We start from the raw sequence: 22,238 nt of genomic DNA, 5'->3' as shown, positions 1-22,238 counted from the left end.
TTAACATTGTTCATAAACCTAGTCTGACGCGCTGAGGAAAACTTTTGCGCTGATCACAGTTTGTTCAACTCATAGAGTCTGCGATATGATTCAACCAGAATTCATTTGGAATTTGCCAAACACATCACAGTTAACAACATTTCGTTAACGAACAATTGATCTACATTTTGATAAGTGTTCACTATGAATGATAAGACAACGCTTTCTGATCTGACTAACCTTCCGGAATTCAGCATGGGCGAAGAAGAACTGCTGGCGCGCACCGCCTGGTTCTATTACCACGACGGTCTGACCCAGAATGAGATTGGTGAACGACTTGGCCTGACGCGGCTGAAAGTGTCGCGTCTGCTGGAAAAAGGCCGGCAATCCGGGGTGATCCGCGTGCAAATCAACTCGCGTTTTGAGGGGTGTCTGGCGCTGGAAAACACCCTGCTCGAACGTTTTGGTTTACAGCAGATCCGCGTCCTGCCGCAGCTTGCCGACGGTTCGCTGAGTGCCCGTCTGGGTGTCGGCGCGGCGCATATGCTGATGACTTTGCTGAAACCTGAACAACTGCTGGCGGTCGGATTTGGCGAAACGGCCATGAGTACGCTGCAACATCTGAGCGGCTTTATCGCCTCACAGCAGATCAGGATGGTCACGCTTTCCGGCGGTGTCGGCCCGTATATGACCGGCATCGGGCAGCTCGACGCGGCCTGCGGTGTCAGCATTATTCCCGCGCCACTGCGTGCCTCATCGGCCAGCGTGGCGGCGATTTTCCGGCAGGAACGCAATGTTCATGACGTGATGCTGGCGGCCTGCGCGGCGGATATTGCGGTGGTCGGCATCGGTTCGCTGAACCAGAAACAGGAAGCGACGATCTTGCGCTCCGGTTATATCAGCGAAGGCGAACAGTTGCTGTTTGGTCGCAAAGGCGCGGTCGGCGACATCCTCGGCTTCTTTATGCAGCGAAGCGGCGAGCTGGCGGAAAACATGGCGATCCACGATGAACTGATCGCCGTCGCGCCCGCGGATCTGGCAAGTATTCCGACTGTTTTAGGGGTGGCAGGCGGCGTCGAGAAAGCCGAAGCCATCGTCGCGGCGCTGAAAGGCAAACGAATTAACGCACTGGTTACTGAAGAGAGCACAGCAAGAGCCATGCTGGCGTTGCTCGACTGACCCGCAGGGAGTGAGGGGGGTGGCGGTCAGGTAAACGGTGCCCGATAAACTGGCACGAGAGAACGTAGCGATGACCTCTACCCTGAACTCTGACGACGATCGTAGCTATTTAATGGCGCTGGATGCCGGTACCGGCAGTATCCGTGCGGTGATTTTCAATCTCGAAGGCGAACAGATTTCCGCCGGACAGGCCGAGTGGATCCATCTGGCACTGCCGGATGTGCCCGGTTCGATGGAGTTTGATCTGCATAAAAACTGGCAGCTCGCCTGCCAGTGTATCCGCCAGGCGCTGCACGAAGCGCATCTCCCCGCCTCAGCCATCCGCGCCGTCGCCGCCTGTTCAATGCGCGAAGGGATTGTGCTTTACGATAAATCCGGTGAACCGATCTGGGCCTGCGCTAACGTTGATGCCCGCGCCAGCCGTGAAGTTTCCGAGCTGAAAGAAATCCACGATTTCGAATTTGAACGCGAAGTGTATGAATGCTCCGGCCAGACGCTGGCGCTCAGCGCTATGCCGCGTCTGCTGTGGCTGGCGCACCATCGGCCAGATATATACCGTCAGGCCGCGACCGTCACCATGATCAGCGACTGGCTGGCCTGTATGCTCAGCGGCGAGCTGGCAGTTGACCCGTCTAACGCCGGCACCACCGGCATGCTGGATCTGGCCACCCGCAACTGGCGGCCTGAGCTGTTAGACATGGCCGGGCTGCGCGCCGATATGCTTTCCCCCGTCGCGGAAACCGGCACGCGTCTGGGCTATGTCACCGCCAGCGCGGCGGAACTCAGCGGCCTGAAAGCCGGCACGCCCGTCGGCATGGGCGGCGGCGATGCCCAGCTCGGGACTCTCGGTTTAGGGCTGGTGCGCCCCGGTCAGACCGCCGTTTTAGGCGGTACTTTCTGGCAGCAGATTGTGAATTTACCGGAGCCGGTCACCGATCCGGAGATGAACATCCGCGTCAATCCGCACGTCATTCCCGGCATGGCGCAGGCCGAATCCATCAGTTTCTTTACCGGCCTGACGATGCGTTGGTTCCGCGACGCATTCTGCACCGAAGAGAAAACCCTCGCCGGACGGCTGGGCGTAGATGCTTACAGCCTCCTGGAAGACATGGCCGCGCGCGTGCCGGTGGGTTCGTGGGGCGTGACGCCGGTCTTCTCCGATGCAATGCATTTTAAAAACTGGTATCACGCCGCGCCGTCGTTTATCAATCTGTCCATCGACCCGGAAAAGTGCAACAAACCGACGCTGTTCCGCGCGCTCGAGGAAAATGCCGCCATCGTCTCGGCCTGTAATCTGGATATGATCGCCCGCTTTTCCGGCGTGCGCGCAAAATCGCTGGTGTTCTCCGGCGGCGGTTCCAAAGGAAAGCTGTGGTGTCAGATTCTGAGTGATGTCACCGGCGTTCCGGTCAGCGTGCCGGTCGTGAAAGAAGCCACCGCGTTGGGCTGCGCGATTGCGGCCGGTGTCGCGGCAGGCGTTTATGCCTCGCTGGCCGATACCGGAGAAGCGCTGGTGCGCTGGGAACGGGAATATCAGCCGGACGTGGCGAATCACGCGAAGTATCGGGTGCAGAAAGCCAACTGGCAGGAAGTGTATGCGGATCAGCTGAGGCTGGTGGACAGGCAACTGACGACGTCGATGTGGAAAGCACCCGGGTTGTGATGCTAAAGGTGGATGGTTTAAAAACAACTTCAAGACCTTGGGTCTCGCCGCCCAAACTGGCCCAAAGGGCGCGTTAACGCGCGCGCCCTCCGGACACCCGCGCTTTTTAACTGCGAGCGGCTGCGCGTGTTGTAAAAGACGTGGAGATTCCAAAGAGGCCCCGTCCTGGGCCTCTTTGGTCGGTTTCGGCGCAGCACGTTAAGTGATCACTGCTATTGAGAAACCAAAACTTGCGCCGTACTGCTTTTAAAACCGCCTGGTGCGGTGATCACTGCTACTGAGAAACCGAAACTTGCACCAGCCCGCAATTGAAAATCGCAATGCGGCGATCTCCGCAATCGAATACACTTCATTCCTAAATTTCATACTTGGTTATGTGGCGCAGATCACATCTTAATTGTATGATGAATACATCATTCAAGCGGGCAAATCACTATGAACAACGCATTATCTCTGGCTTTTCACTATATTCGGGCATTTATCCTGATATATCTCTGTCTGTTCGCCGGGAACGCGATTTCATCTCTTTTACCGATCACTATTCCCGGCAGCATCATCGGGATGCTGATCCTCTTCGGGCTGCTTTCCACGCAAATTCTGCCGTTTAAATGGGTCAAACCGGGCTGCAATGTTCTCATCCGTTATATGGCGTTGCTGTTCGTGCCCATCGGCGTCGGGGTGATGAATTACTACGAACAGCTGCGGACACAGTTCGGTCCGCTGGTGGTGTCTTGTCTGGTGAGTACGATTATTGTGTTGCTGGTCGTCGCCTATTGTTCCCACTATATTCATGGCGATCGCGGTGCGGTGACTGACAAGGCGGAGAAGAAAAATGATTGATATTCTGTGGTCACTTCCGCTGACGCTGCTGGTGTTTTTCGCTGCACGCAAGCTGGCAATCAAACTCAAAATGCCGTTACTCAATCCGCTGCTGATGTCGATGGTGATTATCATCCCTCTGCTGCTGGTCACGAATATCCCTTACACACGCTATTTTGCCGGCAGTAAAATTCTCAACGATTTGCTGCAACCCGCCGTCGTCGCGCTGGCGTTTCCGCTTTATGAGCAACTGCACCAGATCCGCGCGCGGTGGAAATCCATCATCAGCATCTGTTTTATCGGCAGCATCGTGGCGATGACCACCGGTACTGCAATTGCGTTATGGATGGGGGCGACGCCGGAAATTGCCGCGTCTGTCATGCCTAAATCCGTCACCACGCCGATTGCGATGGCCACCGCGCAATCCATTCACGGAATTCCGGCCATCAGCGCCGTGTGCGTTATCTTTGTCGGGATCCTGGGTGCAGTCTTCGGCCACAGCATTCTGAATGTGCTGAAGATCACCACCAAAGCCTCACGCGGTCTGGCGATGGGCACCGCCTCTCACGCACTCGGCACCGCACGTTGCGCAGAAATGGATTATCAGGAAGGCGCGTTCAGTTCGCTGGCGCTGGTCATTTGCGGGATTATCACCTCCCTCCTCGCCCCGTTCCTGTTCCCCGTCCTGCTCGTCTTGTTTGGTCATTAGGCCGTTTCATTGATCACCTTTCCCCCGAAATAATCCGGATTGGATCGAGGCGGCAACTGAACGAATCCCCGGGAGCATACAATAAGTATGTGACCGGGGTGAGCGAAGGCTCCAGCGCTGAGCCAGTTCGGAATAGGAAGAGGAAAAAGCGTATGTCACTTCAACCTTAGAAAAAGTGACATACAAAGCTGAAGGTACCCGGTTTAAGTACAATCAGAAAAGGACCTGCGTGTCTGCTTTAGCCGCAGACGGCAGTCGATAACGAAGAGAGTAAGCGGGCGCGTCAGGAGACGCGCCGGAAGAATTACGAATTCATCTGGAACAGGGACATCCCCTGCATGGCGCTGTAGGTTTTGTAAGAGGCCTGAAGCGCGACCTGTTGCAGCGTGTACGTCGAAATTGCGGATGTCCATTCGGTATCGACCAGATTACTGAGTTTGGTCGAGTTTGCCACTTCGCGGTTATCTCCGAGCGTATCCAGGTTATCCAGTTCGCTCATCTGGGTACCCAGCTCTGAACGCACAGACAGCACGTTGTTGAGTGAGTTGCTCAGCCCGCGGTTGGCTTTGTCGATCGCATCTGAATATTCAGTATCAGAAGTGTAATCCGCAGAAGGTGTTTTCAGCGCAGTCAGCGCACCGTCGATGGTTTTGAAAATATCGGATTCGCTGGCGGAGCCATCGGGTTCCGCTTTCGCATCGCCAGTCAGGGTATTGAAAACCTGATTACCGGTATGGCTGATGGTCATGGTACGGCTGGCATCAACCTGCTGGGTCAGCGCCGTTGTGCCACCGGAATAGGTTACAGCGCCCGTTGTCGCGTCCTGCGTGTACGGCGGCGTATCACTTTTGTAACCGGCAAAAATGTAACGGCCATTGCCGTCGGTGCTGTTTGCCAGGTTCAGTAACTGTGACTTCAGGCTTTCCAGTTTGGTCGCCAGAGAGGAACGGTCGTCGTCGCTCAGGGAACCGTCACCGGCCTGTACAATCAGCGTCTGCGCATCCTGAATGGTGGATGTCACGCTGCTTAACGTCGATTCTTCCTGACTCATACTCTGGTTGGCAAAGGTACGCGCCACGGAAAACTGGCTGTTTTCAGCCTGTGCCTGACGAACCAGAACGGCCTGCGAAGCGGCCAGCGGATCATCAGAAGGCTTGCTGACTTTCGAGCCGGTGGACAGCTGTAAACCGGTCGCCTGGAAACGGTTCTGACCCTCTAACACCGCGTTCATGTTCTGGTCGTAAATCATGTTGGTACTAAGGCGCATGGCATCAGTTCCTTATCAGTTCAAAGATCAGCGAATGTTGATGATCGCGTCAAAGATGGTCGAAGCCGTCTGCACAACCTGCGCGTTCGCCAGATAATATTGCTGGTAACGTTGCAGATCGCCGTATTCTTCATCGAGGTTAACCCCGGAGATAGACTGCTGTTGCGTGGTCAGTTGCGTCACGATATTGGCCTGCGCCGTGCTGGTGGTGGTCAGCGTGGCAACCTGGTTACCGACATTACTCACCAGGCTGGCATACGCGCCGGTCAGGGTAGATTTACCTTCCACCAGTTTTGCGGTTTGCAGGTTCAGCAATTTTTGGGCGTTGGTGTTATCGCTGACGCCGCTGTCTGCTGCGCCTGCGGCGGCAATCAGGGAAGAATCATTGATAGCGATATTCATGCTGCCGGCAACGTTGCTCACCGTTTTGATGGTGATGCTGTCGTTAGTGGCTGGCGTTCCGGTGACGGAAACGGACAGGCCGTCAAAGTCCATCGTCGGATTACCGCTGCTGTCGGTGCCTGCCGTTGGCGTGATTTTTGCGCCATCGGAAACGCGGGTGACGTTCCACGATGTACCGTCGTAAGCCATGGTGTAATCACTGGCTTTCACAGCGGTGGTGTCTTTATAAGCCACACTCACGTCCGCAGTGCCGGTGTTTTTGGTATTCGCCACCGTAGTTGCGCCGGTGAACGAGAAGAAATCTGTACCGGCGTCACCGTTGAGATCAAAACCGGCTTTGTTGGTGCTGTTGAAGGCATCTGCCATGGACAGCGCAAGCTGACCCAGCTGGTTGATCGCCGGTTCCAGGTTGTCTTTGCGGAATGCCAGTGTGCCACCGAGTGAACCGGTAGTCAGACGGCTTTCCTGAATTTGTGAAACCGTGCCATCAGGCTGGGTCATGCCGACCGTCAGTTTTGACGGATCCGCGCTGGACGGTATTGCCACAACCGTTTTCGACGTTCCGCCACTCACCAGCGGCGTACCGTTAGCAAAGGAAACGTTGTACGTATCACCGTCCTGCTGCGTGACGGTCACACCGGTAATGTCATTAAGCTGACTGACCAGTTGATCACGCTGATCGAGCAAGGCGTTAGGTTCCTGCCCGCTGCTGCCGCGCGTCGCGGTAATCTGGTTATTCAGCTTGGCAATCTGCGCCGCATAGGTGTTGATCTGATCAACGTTCTGCGTAATTTGCTGGTTAACGGCAGTATTCATGTCGCTCAGGTATTTCGCCGAACTGTTGAACTGCGCGGTTAAACCCTGCGCTTCACCCAAAACAGCCTGACGCGCCGAGCTGTCGCTGGCGTTGCTGGTCAGCGTTTGCAGGCCGGTAAAGAACGTTGCCATGGTGGCATCGATACCGGTCGAGCTGTCACCCAGCAAATCATCGATGGAGCTGGCCTGATCAAGCTGCGTTGACAGCGCACTGCCTGTCGCGCTCGCGCCCAGCAGTTGCTTCACGACAAAAGAGTTGTACTCACGGTTCACGCCCGTCACCGTCACACCATTGCCAATATATCCGGCAGACGTCGACGTCCCGTTGCTCTGAGTGATGATGGCAGTCTGGCGGTTATAACCGGCTACGCTGACGTTCGCGATGTTGTTGCCGGTGGTACTGAGCGCGGCCTGCGCTGCGTTCAGTCCGCTCATTGCGGTATTAATTAAGCTACTGGACATGAGTGACCTTTTGGCTGCCGGTGACTTTTTTACCACCGTGTAATTAAGGGAACTGAAACGGGGCTTTCCCCTTTTCCCATTCTTAACGTGTTATCGGCCTGTACGGCTAAAACTTGAGAAAAAAAACACGCTTTTGCGGCACTAAAAAATATCTTTTAAATCATGGCTGTAAGCTTTCACAGCCTGCTCGCCCGCGCCTTTGATTTTCTGGATCACACTCACCAGTTTTTCGGCATAATTCGGATCCGTCGCATAGCCCGCGCGTTGCAGTGCATGCGCGGCCTGTTCAGGCGTATTCGCGGACGCCACATGGGCGTAGCGCGGGTTGTTGGTGAGCAGTTTGATGTAGTCGCTGATCGCTTCCACGTAAGAGCCGTAAACACGGAAACTGGCCTGAACTTTTTTCGCCACGCCGTTGGCATATTCCGTGGTAGTGATATTGGTCGTCGGGCCGTCCCAGCTGCTGCCGGCTTTGATGCCGAACAGGTTGTAGCTGCGCTTACCGTCGGCGGTTGGAATTTCGCGCTGACCCCAGCCGGATTCCAGTGCGGCCTGCGCCACAATCAGCTGATGGGAGATGCCGCTGTCTTTACTCGCCACCTGCGCCGGAATACTCAGGCTGGAGACGAACTGGCCGCTGTCGGTTGGCAGTGGCGCGCCGCCGGTGGTGCGATCCGGCGCGGTCGGAATGACTTTGCGCAGATACTGTTCCATCGCCTGAATTGGCATGGTTTTCAGCACTTCGCCGTCGAGCGCCATTGGCGTTGTGCCCGCCAGTTCAGACGGCTGTTTTGAGCCGCCGGTCAGCTGTTCCACCATCATGTCGGCCATGCCCAACCCTTTGTCGGACATGTCCTGCGCAATTTGCTGATCGTACATCGATGTATAAAGCTTGGTGGACTGGTTATCGAGGATCCCCCCCTGCGGCAGCGCCTGACGCATGCTTTTCAGCATCATCTGCACGAAGACGCCTTCGAACTGTTTAGCGACTTCTTTGATGTGGGCCTGCGGATCCTGCGAAACCTCCCGCTTCAGTTTGTTCAGGGAATTCGTGTCGTACGCCGCACCCTGCGGGTCAAACGCCCCTGACATCGACATCAGATCGCTCATCAGATAATTTCCAAATCAGCACGCAGGCAGCCGGCTGTTTTCATCGCCTGCAGGATGGACATCAGATCGATAGGCGTCGCGCCTAACGCGTTAAGTGTGCGGACCACGTTGTTCAGACTGGCGCTCGAACGCACCTGCTGAATAGAACCCCCGGACTGACGGACGGAAATATTGGTATTTGGCGTCACGACGGTCTGGCCGCCGCCAAATGGCGTATTCGGCTGGCTGACGTCGTTCTGGCGATCGACCACCACAGACAGATTGCCCTGCGCCACGGCGCAATTGTCGAGCGTCACGTCGCGGTTCATCACCACCGAGCCGGTACGGGAGTTGATGATCACTTTCGCATCCATTGGCCCGACGTTGACTTCGATGTTCTGAATCTGCGCCAGAATGCGCACCTGCGAGGTATTGCCGCGCGGCACGATGACCTGAATATTGCGGGAATCCAGCGCCGAGGCAGACCCCATTCCCTGACGGTTAATGGCGTCGCTGACCTGCTGCGCGAGATTGAAGTCTTCATCATTAAGCTGAAGGTTAATCACGCCTTCGGTGCCGAAGGTGCTTGGCAGTTCGCGTTCAATGGTCGCCCCGCCGGTAATACGGCCACCGGAAACCTGGTTAACCGTTACGCTGCTGCCGCCAGCAGAAGCCCCGGCACCGCCGACCAGCACGTTACCCTGCGCCAGCGCGTATACCTGATTATCGACCCCTTTCATTGGCGTCATCAGCAAAGTTCCGCCGCGGATGCTTTTGGCATTACCCATTGAGGAAACCACGACATCAATCGCCTGACCGGCGCGTGAGAATGGCGGCATTTTGGCGGTAACCATCACGGCTGCCACGTTTTTCAACTGCATGTTGGTGCCCGCCGGGACGGTGATCCCTAACTGAGACAACATGTTGGTCAGTGTCTGGGTGGTAAATGGCGTCTGCGTGGTCTGGTCACCGGTTCCGTCGAGACCAACGACTAAGCCGTAGCCGATCAGGGCGTTATCACGCACACCTTGTACCGTCGTCAAATCACGAATACGGTCGGCGGATGCGGGCAGTACCACCAGGGCGGACATCGCCAGACAGATAACACCGGAAAGGAATTTTCGCATGATTGCCTCGTTATAACGGCGATAAGTTTAGGAAGAACCGCTGCAACCAGCCCATGTTCTGCGCTTCATTGATGTAGCCGTTGCCCACGTATTCGATGCGCGCATCAGCCACTTGCGTGGAGATAACGGCGTTGGCACCGCTGATGGTGCGTGGGTTGACCACACCGGAGAACCGGATAAATTCGGTTCCCTGATTAATCTCGATTTGTTTTTCACCGACAACTTTCAGGTTGCCGTTAGCCAGCACTTCCGCAACCGTCACGGTCAGTGTGCCGCTGAAGGTGTTGTTGGCCGCCGCACCGCCTTTCCCGGCGAAGGTGTTGGCACCGCTCATATCGACATCGGCGCGCGCATTGCCGAACAGGCCTTCAAGATAGCGGGGCGCAGTGGCGGCACCAAAGGTGGTTGACCCGTTGCGGCTGGCGTTCGCTGAGGAGCTTTTGCTCGCACTCACGTTTTCCTGCAAGACGATAGTCAGAGTGTCACCGATGTTACGTGGACGGCGGTCTTCAAACAGAGGCTGATAACCATAGTTCATCGGCTGAACGGACTGGAAAATCGAACCGTTGGGAACCGGCGGTGCGGCAGGTGCAGGCGCGGCGGACGTTGCGCCGGGTACCAGCGGAGTATGGGGCATATACGCACAGCCATTCGCCAGTAACGTGACTAACAGTGGCAGCACCAGCTTGCCTGGTCGGTCTGTATAAGAAGTCATTACCGACGTTATTTTTTTGGTCACCACAGTTATCGCCTTAAAAAAATCGACCTGGTAGGGATCTGAACCGGTTCAGGGCAGAAGCAAATTTGCCCCTGCCCTCTTATTTTTCTTACCACTACAAAAAACTTACAGCTGAGAAAGTTTTTGCAGCATTTCGTCCGACGTGGACACCGCTTTACTGTTGATTTCGTAAGCACGCTGCGTCTGGATCATGTTGACCAGCTCTTCCGCCACGTTGACGTTAGAGGTTTCGACATAACCCTGATACAACAGGCCCGCACCGTTCAGACCCGGCGTGCTGTCTGTTGGTGCGCCAGAACTTTGGGTTTCCTGGTACAGGTTTTCACCCATAGATTCCAGACCGCTGTTGTTGATGAAGGTGCTCAGCGTCAGCTGGCCGACCTGTTGTGCGGCGGTCTGCCCTTGCACAGTCACGCTGACGATACCGTCACGACCCACGGTCATGCTCAGGGCATTCGCCGGAATGGTGATCGCAGGGATGATCTGGTAGCCGCTGGAAGTGACCAGCTGGCCGTTCTGATCAACCTGGAAAGAACCGTCGCGGGTATAGGCGGTGGTGCCATCGGGCAGCTGCACCTGGAAGAAACCTTCGCCTTTGATCGCGATGTCTTTACTGTTGCTGGTCTGCGACAGGTTGCCCTGAGAGAACAGGCGCTCGGTCGAAACCGGACGAACACCGGTACCGATTTGCAAACCGGAAGGCAGGTTCGTCTGTTCAGAAGACTGTGCACCTGGCTGACGGACTGTCTGGTACAGCAAATCTTCGAAAACCGCACGCTGGCGTTTGAAGCCGTTGGTGCTGACGTTCGCCAGGTTGTTGGCGATAACATCCATGTTGGTCTGCTGGGCATCCAGCCCGGTCTTCGCAATATATAGCGATGGGATCATGTCATTACTCCTCTGCCATCATCAGCTCATTGACAGCAGATTGTTGGCACTCTGTTCATTTTCATCGACGCTGTGGATGACTTTCATCTGCATCTCAAAGCGGCGTGCGTTGGCTATCATGTCAACCATGGTCGAAACCGGATCCGCGTTACTGCCTTCGAGTGTTCCGGGCATCACGTGAATGGTCGGATCGGCCTGCAATGTCGCGCCCCGGGCTTGCGCCGTCGCGGCGGTCGGACGGAACATGCCGTCGTCTCCGCGGGTCACTTCATTGCCAGCCGCCTTCACCAGTTTCAGTTTGCCGAGCTGCCCCATGGTGTTGGGATCAGCGCCGGCTTCCAGGACAGCAATGGTCCCGTCCGCAGAAATCGTGAGCTGAGACTGCGGCGGAACTTCGATTGGCCCGTTATCCCCCATCACCGGATGACCCTGAATGGTCAGCTGGTTGGTAGGTGAGACCTGCATGTCACCGTTGCGTGTGTACGCTTCAGTGCCATCAGGCATCTGCACCGCCAGGAAACCATCCTGCTGTAAAGCCACATCCAGCGGACGACCGGTGTAGTTAAGTTTCCCCTGAGTCATGTCTGCGCCCGGTGTGGACGCCGTGACCAGCGTACGCGTTTGCAGGCTTTCGCCATCCACCGGTACGGCGCGCATGGCTAAAAGCTGTGCGCGAAAGCCCGGTGTGGAAGCGTTAGCCAGGTTACTTGACGTGACCGACTGCTGAACCAGCGTCTGGCTGGCTGCGCCGCTCGCGGTGTAGATAGCGCGATCCATAGTGCTGCCCTGTTTTTAAGTCGCGCGTTAGCGCAGGTTAACCAACGTGTTCAGGATGGAGTCCTGAGTTTTGATGGTCTGCGCATTCGACTGATAGTTACGCTGAGCCACGATCATGTTGACCAGCTCCGCACTCAGATCGACGTTGGAAGATTCCAGCGCGCCACTGGTCATGGACGCCAAACCGCCCTGACCCGCGATACCGGTCACGGCCTGACCTGAAGAAGAGGTCGCCGTCCACACGTTATCGCCTTCAGATTTCAAACCTTCAGGGTTGGAGAAGTTACTCAGCACAATTTGTCCCAGTAACTGGGTTTTATTGTTGGAGTAAGTCCCGGAAATGGTGCCGTCGTCATTGATGGTGTAGCCGGTCATCTGGCCTGCTGCATAACCATCCTGATTCTGGGAACCGATGCTGTCGCTGCCGGTGCTCTGCTGAATACTGCCGGTGAAATCCAGAGACACGGTTTGCGGCGTCACCGTGCCGTTGGTGGCGGTGTTCATCGGCAATGTCAGTGCCAGACCCGCGTTGGCAGCGCCTGTTGCGTCGGTGGTGCTGACCAGTGCGCCACTGGTGTCGTATTTAAGAGAACCAATTTTGGCCGCCGTTGAACCTGAAACGCTGCCGTCCTGAGCGTACACATCCCAGTTGTTCGCAGAGGTTTTCACGAAGTACAGGTTGTTATCGTGCGCGTTACCCTGTGAGTCATAGGTGGTGATGCTGTTGACGTAGTTGTAGCTGGTGTCATCGCTGCTGCTAAACGTTGCCGTGGTTGGCACGGTGTCGGTTGAGTTCAGGTTGGCCACCATGGTGGCTGCGGTGGTGGCTTTCGCGCTCATCATGGTGGTCGGGACGCTCAGTGCAACAGGCTGTGCGCCCGCCGCGATAGTTGGCGGTGTGCCAGTCGCCGGGTAACCGGTCACGCTCAGCCCCTGCATGTTCACCAGATTACGGTTCGCATCGAGGGAGAACTGGCCATTGCGGGAGTAGTAAACCGCACCGCTGCTGTCGGTCAGACGGAAGAAACCGTTACCGCTCAGTGCCACATCCAGCCCGCGGGAGGTGTTGGTGGTGGTACCGTCGTTAAAGTTCTGTGTGACAGCGGCGACTTTTACGCCCATACCGGTCTGAGAACCGGCAAACATATCGGCAAAAGAGGCGGTGGCTGTCTTAAAACCAACGGTGGCGGAGTTGGCGATGTTGTTACCAATCACGTCGAGGTTGGTCGATGCCGCGCTCAGGCCGCTGACTGCTTGGGAAAAGCTCATGTTAGCTCCATTTTACTGTGTGTAGTGTTTGTAGCTCCTCCCCCTGAGAAGGGGGAGGTTGGGAGGGGATTTTGCAGGCAGCGACTGCGTTGCCATTCGGACCCCACCCCAACCCTCCCCTTCGCAGGGGAGGGAGCGGTCTGAGTGACTCTCTTACAAAATCTGGCGTACAGAATCGACAGTTGCGGTTCCGCGCACGCCCAGATCCAACGCGGTATTCCCGGATGAATCTTTGGTTACACCATTGACCAGCGCATAGTTCAGCGGTGTTGCCACCATTTGCTGACTGTTGTTCAGGGCATTGATGCTGAAGGTGTAGCTGCCATCCGGTGCAGCAGTGCCATCGTCCTGCGTGCCATCCCAGGTGTAGCTGTGAACGCCCGCTGTCTGAGACCCCAGGCTGAGGGTTTTCACCACTTTGCCGGTGGAATCGCTGACGGTGGCGGTGACGCTGCTTGCCGCGGTTTCCAGCTCGAAGCCGAAGGGTGTGGTACTGACCGTGCCGTCGGTGTCTTTGCCCACCAGGATCGCGCTGCCGGAGACCATCACGCCGTGGCCAATCAGGGAACTGGCCTGAACGGAAGTGCCGCTGGAGATTTGCCCGGAGATGCCGCCCAGCGTGGTGTTGAGTTTTTCAATCCCGCTCACGGTGCTGATTTGTGCCAGCTGGCTGGTGAGCTGGCTGTTATCCATAGGATTGGTGGGATCCTGGTTTTTCAGCTGAGCGACCAGCAAGGTCAGGAAACTACTGGAGAGATCATCGGCCGAGCTGGTTCCGGTTGTGGACGTGCTGGAGCCGGTACTGGTGATCGTTGTGTTATCAGTGGTGTCATTAATCGACGTCGTTATAGACATATTTCGCTCCGCTATTGCCCCAGAGTGAGAGTTTTCATCATCAACGACTTAGTGGTGTTGAGCACCTCGACGTTGGCCTGATAACTGCGGGAAGCGGAGATGGTGTTGACCATTTCGCTGACCACATCTACGTTTGGCATCTGCACATACCCTTTCGCATCCGCCATCGGATTACCGGGCTCGTACACCATGCGCATCGGCGCCGGATCATCAACGATCTGCGCCACTTTCACGCCGCCGGTTTCCTGCCCCGGCGCCGCGTTCACCTGAAACACGACCTGTTTAGCCTTGTAAGGCTGACCATCCGGGCCGGTCACACTGTCGGCGTTAGCCATGTTACTGGCGCTGACGTTCAGACGCTGAGACTGCGCGGCAAGCGCAGAACCGGCGATATCAAAAATACCGAGCATCGACATAGGTTTTATCCTTGCAGCACCGACATCATCCCTTTAATTTGGCCGCCAAGGACGGTCAAATCGGTCTGATAGCGCACGCTGTTATCCGCAAAGTTGGTACGTTCACGGTCCATATCGACCGTGTTACCGTCTGCCGACGGTTGATCAGGGATCCGGTACATCAAATCCATGTCAGCGGGCGAAACGTTTGACGCCGCGATGTGGCGGTCAGACGTCAGTGACAAAGACATGCCGCTTTCACTCGCGCGGCCCTGCTCCATCACTTTCTGCAACTGACTGGCGAAATCGATATCGCGCGCCTGATACCCCGGGGTATCGGCGTTGGCGATATTGGCTGAAAGTATTTCTTGCCGCTGGGCGCGCAGGTTGAGCGCTTCCTGTTGGAACTGTAGTGCGGCGTTCAATTTGTCGAGCATGCGCCCTCCGCAAAGTGAGATTTTGGAGTCGACAGCATAAATGCGGGTGTCAACAACCTATCGTCTGAATAAGCGCAAAATCGTCCGCTATTTGTCCCTTTAGGAATTGCAAACTGAGGGTAGACTTGTCCCCAGTAGACTTTTCGCCGACACATCGGGCACAAAGGTAAATCGCGTATGAACAGGCTGGAACTCCGACGTTTAAGCATCACGCTGGGCTGCATTCTTCTGGGTCTGACATCCGGCGGGACCAGCTTTGCACAAAATGCGCCGGCCAAAAGCGTGCCTGCGTCGGCCAATAGCGATACACTACTGACCTCGCAGCTCCAGCAGTTCTTCCGTCAGCAATATGCCGACAGCGGAATGCAGGTGAAAGTGGTGGTGATGACACCCGCCGCGCGTCAGCCACAATGTTTATCGCCACAATTTATGCTTTCGTCTAACAGCCGCACCTGGGGAAATGTCTCGGTGGCGGTGAACTGTAACGGCCAGAAAATTTATGTGCAGACCAAGGTTCAGGTGAGCGGAACTTACTGGGTTGCGGCGAAAAATGTGCCTGCGGGAGCGCATCTGGCGCAAACGGATCTGGAAGCCAGGAACGGGCGTCTGGATCTCCTGCCGCCGAAAGCGATTCTTGACAGTAATCAGGCGATTAACGGCGTTACGCTGCGCAATATCAACATCGGTCAGCCGTTAACGTTGTCGATGCTTCGCCGTCCGTGGATGGTGCATGCGGGTCAGGAAGTGCAGGTACAGGCGACAGGCAGTGGTTTTAACGTATCCAGCGCCGGTAAGGCAATGAACAACGCAGCAGCAAATGAATCCGTGCGGATAAGAATGCCGTCAGGCGTAATTGTGAACGGGACAGTGGGCTCAGATGGGTCTGTGACAGTGACAATTTAGGTTGAATTGCAACCGTATTTGTAGAAAAATCTGCAATTAAGGCTAAAGTTATTTCGCCACATGTCGATAACAAACGTATCAGAGTCGTCCCACGACGGCATTTTTAGGGTTTGCGTCACATTAAAGGCCCTGAATACCCTTACCGGAGAATATTTATATGGCTATCGATCGTACTCAAGGTGTTTCACCTTTAACTTCGATCCAGCAGCGTGATCCTTCTGAAGCTTCTGTTCAGAATACGCGCAAAGAAGACACTGTTTCTGGTACCACCACCAGCGGTACGGCGGTGACCCTGAGCTCAGCGCAAACGTCTCTGACTCAGTCAAGTGCGCAGGACATCAATACGGCACGTGTCGACGAACTGAAACAAGCTATCCGTGATGGCAAACTGACCATGGATACCGGCAAAATTGCTGATGCTCTGTTGAAGGACACGCAGGATTATCTCAAAGGTTTTTAAGCCGCAGACCCGGCTCGGAGACGAAAAAGTTGGAAGGTAATAAGGCCCGATGAAGAATTTTATCAAGTCCATGACTACCTTGGTTGAAACGTTGCAAGCGCTGGATCAAGTGATTAATCACGAACAAACGATACTGTGCTCAGGCCGCGTGAACGGAGCGGCCCTGCAGCATATCACCGAGCAAAAGAGCTCATTGCTCGCTACGGTAGACTATCTTGATAAACAGCGTCGTCAGCATGACGAACGTCTGAAACAAAGCGCCCCCTACTCCCGTCAGCCGGAAATCGCCGCGATGTGGAAAGAGGTGGTGCAACTGACCACCAAGCTGAGTCAGATCAATCGTCACAACGGCATGTTGCTGGGCAAACAAATTGCTTACAACACCGAGGCTTTGGCTATTCTCAACGCCAGCCAGACACAAAAATTCTACGGACCGAACGGGCAGGAAACTGTATCCGGGCAAACCGTCAGGAAGATTTCCGTTTAGACCGAAACGGGCACGGTTTTTTACTCGCCGTGAGGGCGGGCAGATGATCGGGAAAGTTTCGGTTTTTCAATAACTGTGATCACATAACTCCTTGCGCCTAAACCGACAAAAGAGACCCAGGACGGGGCCTCTTTTGAATCTCCGCGTCTTTTTACTGCGCGGTGCCTTCATTTCGGTGTTCGAGCCTTTCGGTCTCGAAATACTCATTCAGCAAGCTTTCTGAAAGCGGCCGTAAGCTATGCAAATCTGCAATCCTTTGAAAACGTTCTCTTCCCCTTGCATGCACTTTTAATCAGTTCAGATTGGCGAGCCTTTCTAACGTTGAAGGATCCTTTTCTACCCGTTTGATCAACAGTATGGCCTGTTTATTGGGTGAGTGATGAGCTGCAAACCTGCCGTATTTCCTTCACCAGCGCTTGTGCGGCGGGGGAAAGCAGGCTTCCTGCGCGGAAAGTCAGGCCGATGGCGCGATGCGTGTCGGCCAGATCCAGCGGCAGTTTTATCAGCTCGCCGCTTTCCAGTTCGTGTTCCAGCTGGCGGGCGGAAACGGCGGCCAGCATATCTGAACCGAGCAGCAAGCCGCGCACAATGCCCAGATCGCCGCTTTCCACCACCGGATCGGGCGGCGGGATTTCCATCGCGGTAAAGCTGTTATCCAGCAACCGCCGCGCCGGGGTTTCTGCCCGCGGCAAGACCCAGCGCGCGGTACGCAGATGTTCCTGCGTTACCGGTTCGCTGAGCAGCGGATGCCCTTTTCGCGCCAGGATGACCATGCTTTCGGTGAACAGCGTTTCCGTCACCATATCCGCTGCATAATCGCTCGAACGCAGCGCGCCGAAGATAAAATCCACTTCGCCCGAACGCAGCTCGGACGCCAGCGCGCTGAACGCGCTTTCATTGGTGATCACCTTGACGCCACCGTAACGCTGTGTCAGCCCGATGATCGCTTGTGGCAGCAAACGTGTGCGCCCGAGCGGCAGTGCGCCGACCTGCACCGTGCCTTCCAGCACGCCACGGCGGGCGGCGATATCGGCGGGAATATGCCGCAGTTCGTTGAGCGCACGGCGCAAATTCGGCACGATATCCTGCCCGGCCAGCGACGGCATCATACCGTGCGGCGTGCGTTCCAGCAGCGCCTGACCTGCACCGTTTTCCAGCACCTTCAACGCCGCGCTGACCGCAGGCTGGCTCAGCCCGAGCAGCGTGGCGACCGTCTGCATATGCCGCGTTTTACACAGTGAAATGAAAATTTGCAGGCGCCGGACATTAAACAAATACAGCGGTTCGGTTTCACTGCGCGTTTGCCCGGCTTTGCCGTGTAATTTCGCCAGCTGCGACGGGATCAGCCGCAATTCGGCAATCGCCCGGCGCGCACGCGGCAGCACGCATTTACCAAAATCGGTGAGCAGCATTCCGTTGGCATGACGTTCAAACAAAGGCACGTCGAGAGCCTGTTCCAGATCGCGGATCGCCCTCGTCACCGCCGACTGCGTGCGGTAAAGCTCATCGGCTGCACGCGATACACTTCCCTGATCGACCACCTGACAAAAAGCGCGTATTTGCATCAGGTTACTCAGCATCTCGTCTTGGGCCATCCCCTTCTCCCGTCAGGCTTTTTTTCGTGACATCCCTCAGCAATATAAATAAAACGCATACCCCCTGCAATCAAATGAATTACCCGCCGCAGGCACGGACTGACAGCATGGAACTCAGGCAATCAGCTCACCCTAAACCCAGGACATAGTCATGACTCAGCCAAAAAAAGATGAAAGCAAAAGTGCATTAGTCGTCAGCGCCCACTCCGCCGATTTCGTCTGGCGCGCAGGCGGTGCCATCGCGAAACATACGCAGGCCGGTTACGCCGTTCACATCGTTTGCCTGTCTTTCGGCGAGCGAGGCGAATCCGCCAAACTGTGGCGCAAAGGCAATATGAACGAAGAGATTGTGAAAGCGTCGCGACGCGAAGAAGCGATGGCCGCGGCTGAGATCCTCGGCGCCACCGTCGAGTTTTTTGATATGGGTGATTACCCGCTGCGCGCAGACAAAGAATCGCTGTTCCGTCTGGCCGATGTTTACCGCCGCGTGCAGCCGCATTTCGTCCTGACGCATTCCCTGAAAGACCCGTACAACTACGATCATCCGATGGCCACCCATCTGGCGCAGGAAGCGCGAATTATCGCCCAGGCTGAAGGTTATAAACCGGGCGAAACCATCGTCGGCGCACCGCCGGTTTACTGTTTCGAGCCGCATCAGCCGGAACAGTGTGAATGGAAACCTGACGTACTGCTCGATATCACCGACGTCTGGGACCAAAAATATCAGGCGATTCAGTGCATGGCCGGTCAGGAACACTTGTGGGAATACTACACCCGCGTCGCCCAGCAGCGCGGCGTGCAGGCCAAGCGCAACGTCGGCATCACCAGCACCAAAAACATCGTTTACGGCGAGGGTTATCAGAGCATCTTCCCGCGCGTGACGGAGGATTTAGCATGAGTCTGGTCGGTAAAAAAGGCGTCGTGGTTCGCCATATTCCACGGGCAAATAAAGCCGACGTTTCAGCACTTGCGGCTTTCGGTGTCGCAACCGTGCATGAAGCGCAGGGCCGCAAGGGGCTGCTGGATGCGGGCATCCGCCCTATTCAGCAGGATTATGCGATTTCCGGCAGCGCTGTCACCGTGCTCACCGCACCGGGCGATAACTGGATGTTCCATGTGGCTGTCGAACAATGTCAGCCGGGCGACATTCTGGTGGTTGCGCCGACGTCACCCTGTTCAGACGGCTTCTTCGGTGATTTGCTGGCCACGTCGCTGAAAGCGTGTGGCGTGGTCGGGCTGGTGGCAGATCTCGGTGTGCGTGACACCAAAACGCTGCGTGATATGGGTTTCCGCGTCTGGTCGCGGGCAGTTCATGCGCAGGGCACCATCAAGGAAACGCTGGGTTCGGTGAACGTGCCAGTGGTCTGTGCCGGACAGCTGGTGTATCCGGGCGATGCTGTCGTCGCCGATGATGACGGCGTGGCAGTCGTCCGCCGTGAAGAAGTCGCCCATGTCGTGCAGGCCAGCCGGGAGCGCGAAGCGCTGGAAGAGAGTAAACGCGCAAGAATGGCCGACGGCGAACTCGGGCTGGATATCTACAATATGCGTCCGCGTCTGGCTGAAAAAGGACTGAAATATTTCGATTCCGCTGAAGAATTAGAACAAGCCGAAAAGCGCTGAGGAGCCGATATGCCGCAGACCCGAATTCCCTGCCTGCTGATGCGCGGCGGAACCTCGAAAGGCGCGTTTTTTCTGGCGGATGATTTGCCGCAAAATGAAAAGCTGCGCGACCGCGTGCTGCTGGCGGTGATGGGTTCTCCCGATCCGCGCCAGATAGATGGTCTTGGCGGCGCCGATCCGCTGACCAGCAAAGTGGCTATTATCCGCCCCTCTGACCGCTCTGACGCCGATGTCGATTACCTGTTTGCGCAGGTTAACGTGGACAACGCTGTGGTGGACTACGGCCAGAACTGCGGCAATATTCTGGCCGCCGTCGGCCCGTTCGCCCTCGAACGGAATCTGATTGCCGCCCGAAACGGCATCACGCCGGTGCGTATTTATATGGAAAACACCGGTCAGATTGCCACGGCGCATGTCCCGGTAGAAGACGGTCAGGTTTGTTATCAGGGCGATTTGCACATCGACGGCGTACCGGGAACGGCGGCAAAAATCAGTGTGGAATTTGCCGATATCGCCGGTTCCAGCTGCGGCGCATTGCTGCCGACCGGCCACGCCCGCGACACATTCGACGGAATCGACGTCACCTGTATCGACAACGGCATGCCGGTGGTTCTGCTGCGCGCCGCAGATTTCGGGCGCACGGGTTATGAAACCCGCGAACAGCTGGATACCGATGCAGAACTGAAAAAACGCCTTGAGTCGATCCGCTTACAGGCGGGGCCGAAAATGAATCTCGGCGACGTTTCACGGCGTACAGTGCCTAAAATGACACTCATCGCGGAACCGCGAAACGGCGGCGCAATATCCAGCCGGACGTTCATTCCGCACCGCTGCCACGCCTCGATTGGCGTACTCGGCGCGGTCAGCGTCGCCAGCGCCTGCCTGATCCCAGGCAGCATCACCGAAGGACTGGCGCATACGCCTTCCGGCGACACGCCGTTAATCAGCGTCGAACATCCGACCGGCGAATTCAGCGTGGAATTACAGCTTGATCCGGCAAAAACCGGCGCTGAACGCCTCACAGGTTGTGGTCTGTTACGCACCGCCCGTCTGATTTTCGAAGGACGTGTTGCGATCCCCGCCAGCGTCTGGGACGGGCGTCAGGAGAATCATCATGAATAATGTTACGCGCATTACCTTAATTGGCCTCGGTGAGGTCGGTACCATCCTGGCGACAGATTTGAAAAAGCTTAATCCGGCGCTGGATATTGTGGCATTCGATAAGCAGACCGGTTCCGCAGTCATCCGGCAGCGCGCCCGCGCGGCAGGAGTGAGCTTTGCATCGTCAGCAGAAGATGCGGTTAAGGACAGTCAGATTATATTTTCCGCTGTCACCGCTGCCGAAGCGCTGAATGTTGCCGCTGCTGTCGCCGGTCATCTCGCCCCCGGCCAGTTTTTTCTCGATCTGAATTCCGTTTCGCCGCACACCAAACACGAGGCGATGGCGTTAATTGAACAGGCTGGCGGCAATTATATCGACGTCGCGGTGATGGCACCTTATCCGCCTGCCCGATTGAAAACTCCGCTGCTGCTGGGCGGCACGCAGGCGTACGCCATCAGCGAATGGCTGAACGAAAACGGCTTTAACAGCAAAGTACACAGCACAACTGTCGGAGAAGCGTCCGCCATTAAAATGTGCCGAAGTGTGATGATCAAAGGCCTCGAAGCCCTGACCGCCGAATGCCTGAGCGCTGCGCGTCAGTACGGCGTCGAAAAAGAAGTGCTGGCCTCGCTGCACGCCAGTTTCCCGTCACTCGGCTGGAATGCACAGTTACCGCATTATCTGATCAGCCGGATTGCGGAACACGGCAAGCGCCGCGCCGAGGAAATGCGTGAAGTCGTGAAAACGCTCGCGGATGTGGGTGTCGCGCCCAATATGAGTGCCGGTACGGTGCTGGCCCAGCAAGAGCTGGTGGATTCGCTGGCCGAAAAGGGGATCCGGTATTCGGATCTGGAGCCGTTCGAGTGGGAGAGGACCGTGGATCTGTTGATGTCGGGTCGTACATCGTGACGACTTAACATCAAAATCAAGACTTTGGGTTGCCACTCAAACTGGCCCTAAGGTCAAGACCTTGGGTTGCCACCCACACTGGCCTTAAGGTCAAAGTCGTGGGCGTCGGCCCACACCGACTTGGGGGGCGGCCTGTCGCCGCCACCCCCCAAGACCCCCCGGGCTCTTTTACTGCGCGCTGTCGCAGGCACGACGGACATGTTCCGGCGCATTAGCGGGTGGCGCAAATCCAGGTGCTTCGCACTGCCTTCTCTCGGTCTTCGAGCCTATGGTCTCGAAGCCGCTCCGTT

General features: G+C 56.3%; 23 protein-coding genes. 11 read left to right on the top strand and 12 right to left on the bottom strand.

Going from position 1 to position 22,238, the window contains the following annotated elements; genetic code table 11:
- Positions 1-183: 183 nt before the first annotated feature.
- From lsrR to J8X26_RS20660, 4 genes are all read left to right on the top strand, one after another.
- Positions 184-1,158: a transcriptional regulator LsrR gene (lsrR, locus tag J8X26_RS20675; RefSeq protein WP_152326925.1), complete on the top strand. Its 975-nt coding sequence runs from the start codon at positions 184-186 to the stop codon at positions 1,156-1,158.
- A gap of 70 nt (positions 1,159-1,228) precedes the next feature.
- A complete protein-coding gene (gene lsrK, locus J8X26_RS20670; RefSeq protein WP_208951824.1) occupies positions 1,229-2,821 on the top strand; it encodes an autoinducer-2 kinase in 1,593 nt (530 codons plus the stop codon).
- Positions 2,822-3,256: 435 nt separating this feature from the next.
- Positions 3,257-3,661 carry a CidA/LrgA family protein gene (locus J8X26_RS20665; RefSeq protein ID WP_152326924.1) on the top strand — a complete coding sequence of 135 codons (405 nt, stop codon included), beginning with the start codon at positions 3,257-3,259 and terminating at the stop codon, positions 3,659-3,661.
- Positions 3,654-4,349, top strand: a complete 696-nt coding sequence (locus J8X26_RS20660) for a CidB/LrgB family autolysis modulator (protein ID WP_208951818.1) — start codon at positions 3,654-3,656, stop codon at positions 4,347-4,349. The genes J8X26_RS20665 and J8X26_RS20660 overlap by 8 nt, the downstream gene beginning before the upstream one ends.
- A gap of 304 nt (positions 4,350-4,653) precedes the next feature.
- Here the strand turns inward: J8X26_RS20660 and flgL are convergent, their stop codons facing one another.
- The 11 genes from flgL to flgB form a co-directional block, all read right to left on the bottom strand.
- A complete protein-coding gene (gene flgL / locus J8X26_RS20655) occupies positions 4,654-5,616 on the bottom strand; it encodes a flagellar hook-associated protein FlgL (RefSeq protein WP_152326922.1) in 963 nt (320 codons plus the stop codon).
- Between the two features lie 27 nt (positions 5,617-5,643).
- Positions 5,644-7,296: a flagellar hook-associated protein FlgK gene (flgK, locus tag J8X26_RS20650; protein ID WP_208951817.1), complete on the bottom strand. Its 1,653-nt coding sequence runs from the start codon at positions 7,294-7,296 to the stop codon at positions 5,644-5,646.
- A 141-nt stretch (positions 7,297-7,437) separates the two neighbouring features.
- Positions 7,438-8,406, bottom strand: a complete 969-nt coding sequence (gene flgJ / locus J8X26_RS20645; RefSeq protein WP_208951816.1) for a flagellar assembly peptidoglycan hydrolase FlgJ — start codon at positions 8,404-8,406, stop codon at positions 7,438-7,440.
- Entirely contained in the window at positions 8,406-9,512 is a 1,107-nt protein-coding gene (locus J8X26_RS20640) for a flagellar basal body P-ring protein FlgI (protein ID WP_152326919.1), read from the bottom strand. The genes flgJ and J8X26_RS20640 overlap by 1 nt, the downstream gene beginning before the upstream one ends.
- Positions 9,513-9,522: 10 nt before the next feature.
- Positions 9,523-10,227: a flagellar basal body L-ring protein FlgH gene (locus tag J8X26_RS20635; RefSeq protein ID WP_208951823.1), complete on the bottom strand. Its 705-nt coding sequence runs from the start codon at positions 10,225-10,227 to the stop codon at positions 9,523-9,525.
- 129 nt (positions 10,228-10,356) lie between these two features.
- Positions 10,357-11,139, bottom strand: a complete 783-nt coding sequence (gene flgG / locus J8X26_RS20630) for a flagellar basal-body rod protein FlgG (protein ID WP_152326917.1) — start codon at positions 11,137-11,139, stop codon at positions 10,357-10,359.
- Between the two features lie 21 nt (positions 11,140-11,160).
- Positions 11,161-11,916 carry a flagellar basal body rod protein FlgF gene (locus J8X26_RS20625; protein ID WP_152326916.1) on the bottom strand — a complete coding sequence of 252 codons (756 nt, stop codon included), beginning with the start codon at positions 11,914-11,916 and terminating at the stop codon, positions 11,161-11,163.
- Positions 11,917-11,943: 27 nt separating this feature from the next.
- Positions 11,944-13,185 carry a flagellar hook protein FlgE gene (gene flgE / locus J8X26_RS20620; protein ID WP_152326915.1) on the bottom strand — a complete coding sequence of 414 codons (1,242 nt, stop codon included), beginning with the start codon at positions 13,183-13,185 and terminating at the stop codon, positions 11,944-11,946.
- A 153-nt stretch (positions 13,186-13,338) separates the two neighbouring features.
- On the bottom strand, positions 13,339-14,040 hold the full coding sequence (flgD, locus tag J8X26_RS20615; RefSeq protein WP_152326914.1) for a flagellar hook assembly protein FlgD: 702 nt from the start codon (positions 14,038-14,040) through the stop codon (positions 13,339-13,341).
- A gap of 11 nt (positions 14,041-14,051) precedes the next feature.
- Positions 14,052-14,456 (bottom strand): flagellar basal body rod protein FlgC, encoded by a 405-nt coding sequence (flgC, locus tag J8X26_RS20610; protein ID WP_104922287.1) that lies wholly within the window; start codon positions 14,454-14,456, stop codon positions 14,052-14,054.
- Positions 14,457-14,461: 5 nt separating this feature from the next.
- Entirely contained in the window at positions 14,462-14,872 is a 411-nt protein-coding gene (flgB, locus tag J8X26_RS20605) for a flagellar basal body rod protein FlgB (protein WP_104922288.1), read from the bottom strand.
- 177 nt (positions 14,873-15,049) lie between these two features.
- Here flgB and flgA point away from each other — a divergent pair, with 177 nt between their 5' ends.
- From flgA to J8X26_RS20590, 3 genes are all read left to right on the top strand, one after another.
- A complete protein-coding gene (gene flgA, locus J8X26_RS20600) occupies positions 15,050-15,775 on the top strand; it encodes a flagellar basal body P-ring formation chaperone FlgA (RefSeq protein ID WP_165057936.1) in 726 nt (241 codons plus the stop codon).
- Positions 15,776-15,932: 157 nt separating this feature from the next.
- Positions 15,933-16,235, top strand: coding sequence for a flagellar biosynthesis anti-sigma factor FlgM (flgM, locus tag J8X26_RS20595; protein WP_152326911.1), 303 nt, complete (start codon positions 15,933-15,935; stop codon positions 16,233-16,235).
- A 49-nt stretch (positions 16,236-16,284) separates the two neighbouring features.
- Entirely contained in the window at positions 16,285-16,722 is a 438-nt protein-coding gene (locus J8X26_RS20590; protein WP_152326910.1) for a flagella synthesis protein FlgN, read from the top strand.
- 365 nt (positions 16,723-17,087) lie between these two features.
- Here J8X26_RS20590 and J8X26_RS20585 read toward each other — a convergent pair whose 3' ends face one another.
- A complete protein-coding gene (locus J8X26_RS20585) occupies positions 17,088-18,317 on the bottom strand; it encodes a LysR family transcriptional regulator (RefSeq protein WP_165057938.1) in 1,230 nt (409 codons plus the stop codon).
- A 151-nt stretch (positions 18,318-18,468) separates the two neighbouring features.
- Between J8X26_RS20585 and galB the strand changes: the two genes are divergently transcribed.
- Genes galB through J8X26_RS20565 form a run of 4 tightly spaced genes read left to right on the top strand, consistent with a single transcriptional unit; the run spans position 18,469 to position 21,948 of the window.
- Entirely contained in the window at positions 18,469-19,215 is a 747-nt protein-coding gene (galB, locus tag J8X26_RS20580) for a 4-oxalmesaconate hydratase (protein ID WP_208951815.1), read from the top strand.
- On the top strand, positions 19,212-19,937 hold the full coding sequence (locus tag J8X26_RS20575; RefSeq protein ID WP_208951814.1) for a 4-carboxy-4-hydroxy-2-oxoadipate aldolase/oxaloacetate decarboxylase: 726 nt from the start codon (positions 19,212-19,214) through the stop codon (positions 19,935-19,937). Before galB ends, J8X26_RS20575 begins: the two co-directional genes overlap by 4 nt.
- Positions 19,938-19,946: 9 nt before the next feature.
- A complete protein-coding gene (locus J8X26_RS20570; RefSeq protein ID WP_208951813.1) occupies positions 19,947-21,059 on the top strand; it encodes a 4-oxalomesaconate tautomerase in 1,113 nt (370 codons plus the stop codon).
- A complete protein-coding gene (locus J8X26_RS20565; RefSeq protein ID WP_208951812.1) occupies positions 21,052-21,948 on the top strand; it encodes an NAD(P)-dependent oxidoreductase in 897 nt (298 codons plus the stop codon). Before J8X26_RS20570 ends, J8X26_RS20565 begins: the two co-directional genes overlap by 8 nt.
- Positions 21,949-22,238: the final 290 nt, after the last annotated feature.

The organism is Rahnella sp. ChDrAdgB13 (assembly GCF_017655185.1).
Taxonomy (GTDB): Bacteria; Pseudomonadota; Gammaproteobacteria; order Enterobacterales; family Enterobacteriaceae; genus Rahnella; species Rahnella contaminans.
This window is presented reverse-complemented; position numbering and strand designations above follow the sequence as displayed.

What these genes read in the sequence shown, in the direction of transcription:
- J8X26_RS20640 (WP_152326919.1), bottom strand. Translation starts at nt 9,512, where the DNA reads ATGCGAAAATTCCTTTCCGGTGTTATCTGTCTGGCGATGTCCGCCCTG.
- lsrR (WP_152326925.1), top strand. Translation starts at nt 184, where the DNA reads ATGAATGATAAGACAACGCTTTCTGATCTGACTAACCTTCCGGAATTC.
- J8X26_RS20590 (WP_152326910.1), top strand. Translation starts at nt 16,285, where the DNA reads ATGAAGAATTTTATCAAGTCCATGACTACCTTGGTTGAAACGTTGCAA.
- flgA (WP_165057936.1), top strand. Translation starts at nt 15,050, where the DNA reads ATGAACAGGCTGGAACTCCGACGTTTAAGCATCACGCTGGGCTGCATT.
- flgG (WP_152326917.1), bottom strand. Translation starts at nt 11,139, where the DNA reads ATGATCCCATCGCTATATATTGCGAAGACCGGGCTGGATGCCCAGCAG.
- J8X26_RS20635 (WP_208951823.1), bottom strand. Translation starts at nt 10,227, where the DNA reads ATGACTTCTTATACAGACCGACCAGGCAAGCTGGTGCTGCCACTGTTA.
- lsrK (WP_208951824.1), top strand. Translation starts at nt 1,229, where the DNA reads ATGACCTCTACCCTGAACTCTGACGACGATCGTAGCTATTTAATGGCG.
- flgM (WP_152326911.1), top strand. Translation starts at nt 15,933, where the DNA reads ATGGCTATCGATCGTACTCAAGGTGTTTCACCTTTAACTTCGATCCAG.
- J8X26_RS20565 (WP_208951812.1), top strand. Translation starts at nt 21,052, where the DNA reads ATGAATAATGTTACGCGCATTACCTTAATTGGCCTCGGTGAGGTCGGT.
- J8X26_RS20665 (WP_152326924.1), top strand. Translation starts at nt 3,257, where the DNA reads ATGAACAACGCATTATCTCTGGCTTTTCACTATATTCGGGCATTTATC.
- flgD (WP_152326914.1), bottom strand. Translation starts at nt 14,040, where the DNA reads ATGTCTATAACGACGTCGATTAATGACACCACTGATAACACAACGATC.
- J8X26_RS20625 (WP_152326916.1), bottom strand. Translation starts at nt 11,916, where the DNA reads ATGGATCGCGCTATCTACACCGCGAGCGGCGCAGCCAGCCAGACGCTG.
- flgB (WP_104922288.1), bottom strand. Translation starts at nt 14,872, where the DNA reads ATGCTCGACAAATTGAACGCCGCACTACAGTTCCAACAGGAAGCGCTC.
- flgL (WP_152326922.1), bottom strand. Translation starts at nt 5,616, where the DNA reads ATGCGCCTTAGTACCAACATGATTTACGACCAGAACATGAACGCGGTG.
- flgE (WP_152326915.1), bottom strand. Translation starts at nt 13,185, where the DNA reads ATGAGCTTTTCCCAAGCAGTCAGCGGCCTGAGCGCGGCATCGACCAAC.
- flgC (WP_104922287.1), bottom strand. Translation starts at nt 14,456, where the DNA reads ATGTCGATGCTCGGTATTTTTGATATCGCCGGTTCTGCGCTTGCCGCG.
- flgJ (WP_208951816.1), bottom strand. Translation starts at nt 8,406, where the DNA reads ATGAGCGATCTGATGTCGATGTCAGGGGCGTTTGACCCGCAGGGTGCG.
- J8X26_RS20575 (WP_208951814.1), top strand. Translation starts at nt 19,212, where the DNA reads ATGAGTCTGGTCGGTAAAAAAGGCGTCGTGGTTCGCCATATTCCACGG.
- galB (WP_208951815.1), top strand. Translation starts at nt 18,469, where the DNA reads ATGACTCAGCCAAAAAAAGATGAAAGCAAAAGTGCATTAGTCGTCAGC.
- J8X26_RS20660 (WP_208951818.1), top strand. Translation starts at nt 3,654, where the DNA reads ATGATTGATATTCTGTGGTCACTTCCGCTGACGCTGCTGGTGTTTTTC.
- J8X26_RS20585 (WP_165057938.1), bottom strand. Translation starts at nt 18,317, where the DNA reads ATGGCCCAAGACGAGATGCTGAGTAACCTGATGCAAATACGCGCTTTT.
- flgK (WP_208951817.1), bottom strand. Translation starts at nt 7,296, where the DNA reads ATGTCCAGTAGCTTAATTAATACCGCAATGAGCGGACTGAACGCAGCG.
- J8X26_RS20570 (WP_208951813.1), top strand. Translation starts at nt 19,947, where the DNA reads ATGCCGCAGACCCGAATTCCCTGCCTGCTGATGCGCGGCGGAACCTCG.